Source organism: Mycobacterium sp. (assembly GCF_040509115.1).
In the GTDB taxonomy this organism is placed as follows: domain Bacteria; phylum Actinomycetota; class Actinomycetes; order Mycobacteriales; family Mycobacteriaceae; genus Mycobacterium.
In genome coordinates, this window is record NZ_JBEVLO010000413.1 from 1 (window position 1) to 10,736 (window position 10,736).

The following is a 10,736-nucleotide window of genomic DNA, read 5'->3' on the forward strand; positions in this document are numbered from 1 at the left end:
GCTCCTCGGGCGGGAGTTCGTGCCTGCCGTGATGCTCGTCGTCCATACCTCAGGCCCCGAACAACCTGCGCCGCAGTGCCGCGGCGTTGCCGAAGATGCGGATGCCGAGCACCACGATGATGGCCGTGGACAGCTGCGTGCCCACTCCGAGCTGGTCCCCCACGTACACGATGATCGACGCCACGAGCACGTTGAAGACGAACGAGATCACGAACACCTTCGAGTCGAAGATGCGCTCGAGGTAGGCGCGCAGCCCACCGAACACGGCGTCGAGTGCGGCGACCACCGCGATCGGGAGGTAGGGCTGCACGGCTTCTGGCACGCTGGGGTGGAATACCAGCCCGAGCACTATGCCGACGACGAGTGCGGCTATTCCGACCATCTGTCCCCCATCACGTGCGTCACGGTCCGATCTGCTCGGCGAAGTGGATGTCTCGTACCGAACCGGCGGGCAGCGTCAGTTCGTCGGACTCGCTCACCGTGACCCCAACGCCGTAGGACGTCTCCAGTAGTCGCAGCCGCTGCAGGCCGGGGCTCTGGCCGAAGACGTCCTGCATGGCGTGCGGCGGACCGACGGCGAGGACGACGTACGGATTGGTGATCGGCTGATTGTCGACCAACATTCCGCCGCCCGCCTGCCGAATGGTCACGCCGGGGCCGATGCGCACACCGCCCACGGCGACGGCCTCCGCGCCACTGACCCACAGCGAGTTGACGACGAGTTGCAGGTCCCGGTCGAGGATGATCTGGGTGCTGCCCGCAACGCGTTGGGTGGACACGTCGGTGAGATTCTTCGCGGCATCGGGTTCGGTGACGGTGACCGTCAGTCCGGGTCCGTGGACGGGGGTCGCCGCGGCGGCGGACTCGGTGGCGTCGAGGTCGGCGAGGAGTCGTCGGCCGGTCTCGTCGCCTGCCAGTCTGCTTCGCCGTTCGGACTCGACCTGGTCGGCGAGCCCGTCGCGTTCCGCGGTGGCGTCGTTCGTGGCAGCCTGGGCTCCCCGCACCCCGGCGGCGAGCACGTTGCGGGTCTCCTGGGCGGCTGGGGCCACCGACTTGGCCTGGGCGGCGGCGGCCGCGAACACGGCGGCCACCATCAGCCCGGCCAGCAGTTGCCAGCCCCAGCTCGATCCCCTGGTCTGGGGGCTGCCCGCCACACGACGTTTGGCGGCGGCGGCATAACCGGGGTCGAGGTGATCGGACAGCAGGGACCGCAGCAGCGACGGGACGGGGATGAACGTCGGCGCGTTGGCGACGTGTGCGTTGCGGCCCGCCTCCGGGTTGTAGCCACCGAGCGCCCGTTCGGCGTCGCCCGCCCGCTCGTCATCGCCCGCCCGCTCGTCATCGCCCACGGTCTATCGCTCCGGGCCGCGCTTCGGAAGTTGACGCACCACCATCGTGACCTGGATCAGATACAGCGTCCCCGACCACAGGTACATCGCCATCCCCCAGCCGAGGAACGCCCAGCCGATCGCCAGGATGACGCGGCTCCACAGCGCGTCCCACTGGCCGAGCAGGACGAACGGGAAGCCCGACATCAGCGCGAACGTGGCGGCCTTGCCGACGTAGGTGACGCTCAGCGCGGTCAGGCCGCGGCTGCGTAGCACGGGCAGCGTCAACGCCAGCAGGACGTCGCGGGCCAGCAGGACGATGACGAACCACCACGGCACGATGCCGGCCACCGCGAGCGCGACGGGGATGACGACCATGTAGATGCGGTCGACGGCCGGGTCGAGCAGCGCGCCGAGCCGGGAGGACTGGTTGTCGACCAGGCGGGCGATCTTGCCGTCGGCCCAATCGGAGAAGCCGCTGAACATCAGGATGGCGACGGCCCACCCGTTGGCGCCGACCACCAGCACGTAGATGAAGACCGGCACCAGCAGCAGGCGCAGGACGCTGAGCGCGTTGGGAATGGTCAGCACCCGATCACCGGGCGCGCTCTCGTTCTCCCCCGCGACCGGGGGGACCCTCAGCTCCCCTTCGGGCTCCATGCGCAATGAACCTAGCGGAACACCCCAGGCAGGCTCAGCGCAGACATCGTGTCGTCGGCCATCGGGTTGTCGTGGATCATGTACGTCCAGGTCGAGGTCGGCCTGGCCAGTTTCGACAGGTCGAGCCCCTGCTCGTCGTCGACGACGTTGGCGGTCTCGAAGGTCTGCTGAGCGGCCTCGATGGCGTCGGCGGCCAGTGAGGCGAACGCGTCCACCGCCATCCGGTGGAACTCGTCGAGTGGATTCTGCCTGCCGAGGGCGCGCAGGTGGATGCTCTCGCGGATGTCGGACAGGTAGGCCTGATGGTCGGCCCAGCCGCGGTCCAGGTGGTACAGCATGATTTGCCGGGCGATGACTTCGAGGCGTTCCTCGGCCCCGTCCCCCAGCTCCTCCACCAGTTCTTCGTAGCGCTTCGGCGAGCGCTCGGCGAGTTCTTCGCGGGCGGTCGCGGTGCGCAGCAGGTTCTCCCGGCGTTCGACGATGATGGCGCGCTGCTGGGCGACGAGCTGGTTGTACCGCCAGGTGTTCGCGTGCACGTCGAGCAGCCTGCCCTCGGCGATGCGCTGGGCGTGTTCGAGGAGTTGGGCGGCCTTGTCGTTGGTGATCCGGCCGTCCTCGTCGGTGGCCATCGGCAGCTTCTCGGGTTCGAGGTGGGCCACGACCACGTCGTCCTCCCAGCTGGAGAAGAAGACCGACGAGCCGGGGTCGCCCTGCCTGCCTGCGCGGCCCCGCAGCTGGTTGTCGAGGCGCTCGGTGTGGTGGCGCCCGGTACCGATGACGTGCAGGCCACCGAGTTCGGCGACGTCGTCGTGATCGGACTCGTCGGACCCGCCCAACCGGATGTCGGTGCCACGGCCCGCGATCTGGGTGGAGACGGTGACGGTGTTCAGCTTGCCCGCCTCGGCGATCACCCTGGCCTCCTCTTCGTCGTTCTTGGCGTTGAGGACCACGGCGGGGACGCCTGCCTTGACGAGACGTTCGTGGAGTTCTTCGGACTCGGCGACGTCCCGGGTGCCGACGAGGACGGGCTGGCCCGTGGCGTGCACCTCGGTGATGTGCTCGATGACGGCGTCGATCTTGGCGGCCGCGGTGATGTACACGCGGTCGGCCTCGTCCTCGCGGACGTTCGGCGTGTTCGGCGGAATCGGTGACACGCCGAGCTTGTAGAACTGGCGCAGCTGCTCGCCTGCGGCCAGGGCGGTGCCGGTCATGCCGCACACCCTCGGATACCGGTTGATCAGCGCTTGCACCGTGATCGTGTCGAGCACCTCGCCGGTCTCGGTGGTCTCGATGCCCTCCTTGGCCTCGACGGCGGCCTGCAGTCCGTCGGGCCAACGTTGCAGCGCGGCGATGCGGCCGCGCGAGGCGTTGATCAGCTGGACCCGGCCGTCGCGGACGATGTAGTGCACGTCGCGCTGCAGCAGGACGTGGGCGTGCAGGGCGACGTTGACCTCGGTCAGCGTGGTGCTGACGTGCTCCTCGGAGTAGATGTCGACGCCGAGTGCCTTCTCCAGCTTGCGGGCGCCCGCGTCGGTGAGGTGGACGTTGCGGCGGTCGGCGTCGGTGTCATAGTCCTTTCCGGCCACCAGCTCGCCCACCATCCGGATGATCTCCAGGCGTGGCGTCTCGCGGTGTGTGGTGCCCGCCAGCACCAGCGGGACCAGGGCCTCGTCGACCAGTACCGAGTCGGCCTCGTCGATGAGCGCGACGTCGGGGTCGGGTGAGACCAGATCGGCGACGTCGGTGACCAGCTGGTCGCGCAGCACGTCGAAACCGATCTCGTTGACCGAGGCGTAGGTGACGTCGCAGGCGTAGGCGGCGCGGCGCTCTTCGGAGGTGGACTCGGCGGTGATCCAGCCGACGGTCAGCCCCATCGCCTCCAGCAGCGGGCCCATCCATTCGGCGTCGCGGCGGGCGAGGTAGTCGTTGACGGAGATGACGTGCACGCTGCGCCCCGCGATGGCGTAGCCGGCGGCGGCGATCGCGCCCGCCAGGGTCTTGCCTTCACCGGTCGCCATCTCGACGACGTCGCCGGCGAGCATGCGCAACGCGCCGAGCAGCTGTACGTCGAAGGGCCGCAACGTGGTTGCCCGTTCGGACGCTTCGCGCGCGATGGCCAGGAACTGCGGGATGTCGGAGGACTCCGCGAGGTCGTCGAGGTTGAGCAGCTTCGCGGCCTTGGTCAACTTCTCGTCGTCAAGGCCGGAGGCCTTCTCGTCGAACTCCGAGGAGGCGCGGACCGACTTCATCGAGTCGGCCTGGTCCTTGTCGGTGCTCGCGCCGAGCAGTTTCCAGAACCGGTTGCTCAGCCGGTTGGGGGTGCGGGTCTTCGTCTTCGGCGCAGTCTTAGCCACCCGTTCAAGGTACGCGGGCCCGGTCAGCGGCCCGATCGCCGACTTCCGCACGCCGACCTCTGCGCCCGGGTCGTGCCACGTTTTCGCATCGCAAACCTCCCGCCGAACGCGCGGAGGCGGCCGATTCCTGCCAACCGCCGATCAATCCCTGCCAGCGGAAATCAAACCCCTGACCTGCTGGTTCTACCCATCAGACCGGCCGGGAAGGCCTCCCCACCGGACCGAAACCACTCAAGAGAGAAGAAGGATCATGAAGAACTTTGGATTCGCCACCATCACCACCGCCATCGCCGCAGGCCTGACCGCCGCCGTCCTGGGCCTGGCCGCTCCGGCCAGCGCGGACATCGACCACCATCAGTGGATCAGCGACATCCAGCACTCCGCCACCGTCGGCTCGGCGACTTCCACCGTCGGCAACGGCCGCTAGGCACCTCCGAGAAGGGGCACCCGAGAAGGGTGCCCCTTCTTTGCGTTCGAACTCGCCGGATCGGCGCGCGCGCCAAAGCCGTTGACGTTCAATCTGGTAGGTCAGCGACATTCGAGGAAATGGCGGCGAGTTCGCCAACGGGTACCGACCCGGTGCGCCAGGCGTGTTCGTGGCGCATTCCGACGGTTACCGGAGCTTCGCCGTCCCCGACCGGACGGTCACCGGAGTCGAGGACGTCACCGCGCATCCGCGCAACACGTTCGCTGGGTCGGCGCGGCACACTCCCGTATGGACCGTCGTACTGCGGTAACTTCCCACAGGTGGTGTCGCCAGACACCCCGCAGGGGGGTTGCCTCGGATGGATTCGGAGAGATTCAAGCCGTCGGTCGACTGGGGCAACGAATTCGTCGCCTCGACGCTGTGGGTGTTGAAGACCTTCGCGATCACGGCGGCGGCACTGTTCGTGATCCTCGCCCTGCTGCTCCGGTTCACTCGGTGGGGCCGCCAGTTCTGGCGTTTGAACGGACCGTACTTCACCGCGGCGCGCGAGAGCTTGCCGGTGTGGCTGGTGTTGGCGGCGCTGCTGATCTCCGCCGTCCTCGCCGTCCGCGTCAGTGTGCTCACCAGTTATTACACCAACGACCTCTTCACGTCGCTGCAAGCGGCGTTCGAGGGCAACGACTCTCCGGACGGTTCCCTCAAAGCCGATGGTGTCCAAGGCTTTTGGACGGCCATGGGAATCTTCGCCGTGTTGGCGACGGTCGCGACCATCCGCCTGCTGCTCGACATCTACCTGATGCAACGCTTCTCGATCCGCTGGCGGGTGTGGTTGACCCGCCGGGTGATCGACGACTGGCTCGGCGGATATGCCTACTACCGCGGCCAACTCGCGACGACGCCGATCGACAACCCCGATCAGCGCATCCAGCAGGACATCGACATCGTCACGACCATCACCGGCGAGCCGAACACGCCTTCCCACGGCTCGGGCAGCACGCTGCTGTTCGGCGCCGTCGAATCCGTGTTGTCCGTGGCATCTTTCGGGGTGATCCTGTGGAACCTGTCCGGGCCACTAACGGTGCTCGACGTGACGTTGCCCAGGGCGCTGTTCTGGATCGTGATCGGCTACGTCCTGGCCGCCACCATCATCGCGTTCTGGGTGGGCCGGCCCCTCATCCAGCTCAACTTCCTAAATGAGTTGCGCAACGCCAGCTTTCGCTACGCGATGATTCGGATGAAGGACGCTGCGAGCGCCGTCGGGCTCTATCGCGGGGAGGCCGCCGAGGGCAGGTTGCTACGTCACCGGCTGACCGCGGTGATCACCAATTACCGGCACTGGCTGAATCGGATGATGCTGTTCCTCGGCTTCAACCAGACCGTCAGCCAGGCGATCAACCCCCTACCGTTCATCGTGCAGGCCCAGCGGCTGTTCTCCGGGCAGATCACGTTGGGCGGTGTGATCCAGTCCACCGCCGCCTTCAGCGCCATCCACGACTCGCTGTCGTTCTTCCGCAATGCGTATGACTCGTTCGCGAGTTACCGGGCGGCGTTGATCCGCCTCGACGGCTTGGTCGACATGAACGAACGCACCAGGGTGATGCCCCAACTGTCGACGCGCGATTCGTCGGACGGCGCCCTGCAGATCGACGGCGTCGACGTGCGGACCCCCGACGGGCGGCCCCTGGTCACCGCGCTTGACCTGCACCTCGAGCCTGGCGACAGCGTGCTGATCAAGGGACCGTCGGGCTGCGGCAAGACCAGGTTGCTGGAGAGCCTCGCGGGGCTGTGGCCGTATGCATCGGGCAGCGTCGCGTTTCCCGTCGACCCCAGAGACGTCATGTTCGTCGCGCAGCTGCCCTACCTTCCGCTTGGCGACCTGCGCGCCGCCACCGCCTATCCCCTGTCCGAGCGCGACGTGACGCACGGCGATGTTCAAAAGGCGCTTCTGGACGTGGCACTGCCACATCTGATCATCAGGATCAATGAGGTGAAGGACTGGTCGAAGGTGTTGTCGATCGGCGAGCAGCAGCGCATCGCCTTCGCGCGGATCCTGCTGAACAAGCCGAAGGTGGCGTTTCTCGACGAGTCGACCTCGGCCATGGATGAAGGTCTGGAACTGATGCTCTACCAGCTCATTCGGCAGGAGCTACCCAATTCGATCCTGGTCAGCGTCAGCCACCGGGAGACCGTCGAGCAGCATCACGAGCGTCAGCTGACGCTGCTCGGGGACGGCCGGTGGCAGCTCGATCGGCTGACCCCCACTAGGTGACCTCGGCAAGAATAGGGCAGGTCTCCGGGGTACCTTGCGGGGATGGAAATGTTCACCCCGACCCTGGATTGGGGCAGCGAGTGGCTGGCCTCGCTGTGGTGGATCGCACGAGCATGGGCCATTGGCGCCGTCGCCACGGTGACGGCCCTCGTACTCATCACGAAGTTCACCACGTGGGGCAGACAGTTCTGGCGCGTCACCGGTGACTACTTCACCGGCCGCGAGAGCATCAAGGTGTGGGCATGGCTGGGGGTGTTGCTGCTGTCGGTGATGATCGGCGTGCGGATCGACGTCCTGCTGAGCTACTACGGCAGCGACATGTTCACCAGCTTCCAGGTGATCTCGGCAGGCATCGCAGGCAACGACGAGGCGGTCAAGCAGTCCGGCAAGGACGGTTTCTGGCTGGCCATGACCGTCTTCGCCGTCGTGGTGACCGTCTACGTCGCGCAGGTGATGTTGGACCTGTTCCTGATGCAGCGGTTCATGCTGCGGTGGCGGGCCTGGCTCACCGACCGGCTGACCGGGGACTGGCTCGACGGCAAGGCCTACTACCGGTCGCGCTTCATCGACGACACGATCGACAACCCCGACCAGCGCATCCAGACCGACATCGACATCTTCACCACGGGGATCGGTCCCACTCCGAACACCCCCAACAACACGTCGGGTTCGACACTGGTGTTCGGCGCGGTTTCGGCGATCACGTCGATGATCTCCTTCACCGCGATCCTGTGGAACCTGTCCGGTCCGCTCACGCTGTTCGGCGTCACCATGCCGAAGGCGCTGTTCTGGATCGGACTCGGGTACGTCGTCCTCGCCACCGTCATCGCGTTCTGGATCGGCAAGCCGATCATCTGGTTCGCATTCGACAACGAGAAGTTCAACGCCGCCTTCCGCTACGCGCTGGTGCGCCTGCGCGACGCCGCCGAGGCGGTTGCCTTCTACCGGGGCGAGGTCGCCGAGCGCACCGGGTTGCGACGCCGGTTCTCGTTCGTGGTCTCCAACTACAAGCGCTACATCAACCGGATGGTCGGCTTCTATGGCTGGAACCTGTCGTTGAGCCAGATCATCGTGCCGCTGCCCTACATCCTCCAGTTCCCCCGGTTCTTCGCAGGCGAAATCCCGCTTGGCGCGATGAGCCAGTCCGCCACGGCGTTCAGCAACATCCAGGATGGTCTGTCGTTCTTCAGGAACGTCTACGACCAGTTCGCCGGTTACCGCGCTGCCATCATCCGTCTGCACGGCCTGGTCATCGCCAACGAGGAGGGCCGGGCACTCAAGACGGTCACGACGGCGGCCTGCAAGGACGGTACGGTCGAGTTGGAGGCCGTCGAAGTTCGCACGCCCGACGGCCAGCAGCTCATCAAGCCGCTTGACATGCGGCTGGAGATCGGCGACACGCTGGTCGTGACCGGGAAGTCGGGCAGCGGCAAGACGACGCTGCTGCGCAGCCTCGGCGAACTGTGGCCGTTCACCTCGGGAACGCTCACCAGGCCGTGTGGACCGAACGAGACGATGTTCCTCTCGCAGATGCCCTACGTCCCGCTCGGCGACCTGCGCGCCGTGGTGTCCTACCCGTGCGAGGAGGGGCAGTTGAGCGACGCGGAGTTGCACGACGTGCTCGACCGGGTTGCGCTGCCTCATCTCAACGATCGGCTCGACGAGATCCTGGATTGGGCCAAGGTGCTCTCCCCCGGCGAGCAGCAGCGCATCGCGTTCGCCCGCATCCTGCTGACCAAGCCCAAGGCGGTCTTCCTCGACGAGTCGACGTCCGCGCTGGACGAAGGCTTGGAGATGATGCTGTACAAGCTGGTCCGCACCGAACTGCCGGACACCATCCTGGTCAGCGTCAGCCACCGCAAGACCGTCGAGCAGCACCACAACAAGGAGCTGCGCCTGCTCGGTGACGGCGAGTGGCGGCTGACCGACGTCGGGCAGGACGACAAGGCCGCCGCACTGGACCTCGCGAAGCACTAATCCGCTGCCCGTGCCGGGGTAGCTTCCCGGCATGGAGATGTTCACCCCGTCGCTGGACTGGGGCAGCGAGATCGTCGCGTCGCTGGTCTGGGTGGCCAAGGCCTGGGCCATCAGCGCGGTGACGATGCTGGTCGTGCTGACCCTGATCGCCCGGTTGACCACCTGGGGCCGTCAGTTCTGGCGGATCACCGGCGGGTATTTCACCGGGCGCCAGAGCATTCCGGTGTGGGCGTTGCTGGCGGTGCTGCTGTTCTCGGTGATGTTCTCGGTCCGGATGGACGTGCTGTTCAGCTACTACGGCAACGACCAGTACTCGGCGCTGCAGGTGGCCATCGAGGGCGCCAGCTCGGGCGAAGAGGCGATGCGCGACTCGGGCATCCGTGGCTTCTGGTTCTCCATCGTGGTCTTCGCGCTGCTGGTCGCCACCTATCTGGCGCAGACCCTGTTGGACGTATATCTGATGCAGTTCTTCATCATTCGCTGGCGGGTATGGCTGACCGACCGGCTGACGGGTGACTGGCTCGACGGTCGGGCCTACTATCGCGGTCGCTTCCTGGCGGGGTCCGGGGGCGAGTCGTTCGACAACCCCGACCAACGCATCCAGCAGGACATCGACGTGTTCACCACCGGGACGGGCCCGGAGACCAACACACCGACGGTCGGCACCTCGACCACGCTGTTGTTCGGCGCCGTCTACTCGATCGTGTCGGTGGTGGCGTTCGCGCCGATCCTGTGGAACCTGGCCGGGTCGCTGACGTTCTTCGGGGTGACGGTGCCCAAGGCGCTGTTCTGGATCGTGCTGCTCTACGTGGCCGTCGCCACCGCGGTGTCGTTCTGGATCGGACGTCCGATCATCCGGCTGAGCTTCCGCAACGAACAGACCAACGCCGCATTCCGCTACGCGCTGGTGCGGGTGCGCGACGCCGCCGAGTCGGTCGGTTTCTATCGGGGTGAGCGCGTCGAGCGAATCACGTTGTCGGACCGGTTCGCCAAGATCATCGCCAACTACCAGTCCCTGGTGTGGCGGGGCGTGGCGTTTCTCGGCTGGAACAAGGCCATGTCGCAGATCATCGATCCGCTGCCGCTGGTCATCCAGGCACCGCGGCTGTTCGCGGGTGAGATCAACTTCGGCGACGTGAGCCAGTCGTCGAGCGCGTTCCGGTCGGTGCAGGGATCGTTGTCGTTCTTCCGCGCGGTGTACGACGCCTTCGCCGCCTACCGGGCGGTGATCATTCGCTTGGACGGACTGCTCACCGCGAACGAAAAGGCAAGGGCGCTCGTTCATCTCGCGGTCGAGGTCAGTAAGGGTGACAGTGTGGAGCTCGACGGCGTCGACGTCAGGTCGCCGTCGGGCGATCCGCTGATCGACGGGCTCGCGGTCCGGTTGGCCGCCGGGGGCTCGCTGGTCATCACGGGGCGTTCGGGCACCGGCAAGACGACGCTGCTGCGCAGCCTCGCGCAGATGTGGCCGTACGCCGCGGGGACCGTCCGCTACCCGGCGGATGGCGTGATGTTCGTTCCGCAACTGCCCTATGCGCCACTCGGCAACCTGCGCACGGTGGTCTGTTATCCGGACGTCGGTACTGCTCACGGCGACAAGGTGATTGGCGATGCGCTCGACGCGGTCGCGCTCGGTCACCTCGCCTCCCGTCTCGACGACACCGCCGACTGGTCCAAGGTGTTGTCCCCCGGCGAGCAGCAGCGGATCGCGTTCGCCCGGG

Annotated in this window: 9 protein-coding genes; 5 read left to right on the forward strand and 4 right to left on the reverse strand. The window is 66.7% G+C overall.

The genetic code is table 11. The features are described 5' to 3' along the window. Positions 1-49: 49 nt before the first annotated feature. The 4 genes from ABW137_RS28595 to secA2 are packed head-to-tail and all read right to left on the reverse strand — an operon-like array spanning position 50 to position 4,342. Positions 50-382, reverse strand: a complete 333-nt coding sequence (locus ABW137_RS28595) for a small basic family protein (RefSeq protein ID WP_526405072.1) — start codon at positions 380-382, stop codon at positions 50-52. 19 nt (positions 383-401) lie between these two features. Then, complete coding sequence (locus ABW137_RS28600) at positions 402-1,349, reverse strand: DUF881 domain-containing protein (RefSeq protein WP_526405074.1); 948 nt, start codon at positions 1,347-1,349, stop codon at positions 402-404. A 3-nt stretch (positions 1,350-1,352) separates the two neighbouring features. Next, positions 1,353-1,988 (reverse strand): CDP-alcohol phosphatidyltransferase family protein, encoded by a 636-nt coding sequence (locus ABW137_RS28605; RefSeq protein ID WP_526405076.1) that lies wholly within the window; start codon positions 1,986-1,988, stop codon positions 1,353-1,355. A gap of 11 nt (positions 1,989-1,999) precedes the next feature. Next, complete coding sequence (secA2, locus tag ABW137_RS28610) at positions 2,000-4,342, reverse strand: accessory Sec system translocase SecA2 (protein WP_526405078.1); 2,343 nt, start codon at positions 4,340-4,342, stop codon at positions 2,000-2,002. A 250-nt stretch (positions 4,343-4,592) separates the two neighbouring features. Here secA2 and ABW137_RS28615 point away from each other — a divergent pair, with 250 nt between their 5' ends. The 5 genes from ABW137_RS28615 to ABW137_RS28635 all read left to right on the forward strand — a co-directional run. Beyond that, positions 4,593-4,769, forward strand: coding sequence for a hypothetical protein (locus ABW137_RS28615; RefSeq protein WP_526405080.1), 177 nt, complete (start codon positions 4,593-4,595; stop codon positions 4,767-4,769). Positions 4,770-4,938: 169 nt separating this feature from the next. Beyond that, complete coding sequence (locus tag ABW137_RS28620; protein WP_526405082.1) at positions 4,939-5,079, forward strand: hypothetical protein; 141 nt, start codon at positions 4,939-4,941, stop codon at positions 5,077-5,079. Positions 5,080-5,127: 48 nt separating this feature from the next. Beyond that, complete coding sequence (locus ABW137_RS28625) at positions 5,128-7,038, forward strand: ABC transporter ATP-binding protein/permease (protein WP_526405084.1); 1,911 nt, start codon at positions 5,128-5,130, stop codon at positions 7,036-7,038. A gap of 42 nt (positions 7,039-7,080) precedes the next feature. Next, positions 7,081-9,015: an ABC transporter ATP-binding protein/permease gene (locus ABW137_RS28630; RefSeq protein ID WP_526405086.1), complete on the forward strand. Its 1,935-nt coding sequence runs from the start codon at positions 7,081-7,083 to the stop codon at positions 9,013-9,015. Positions 9,016-9,046: 31 nt separating this feature from the next. Then, a partial coding sequence (locus ABW137_RS28635; protein WP_526405088.1) for an ABC transporter ATP-binding protein/permease occupies positions 9,047-10,736 on the forward strand: 1,690 nt, incomplete at its 3' end.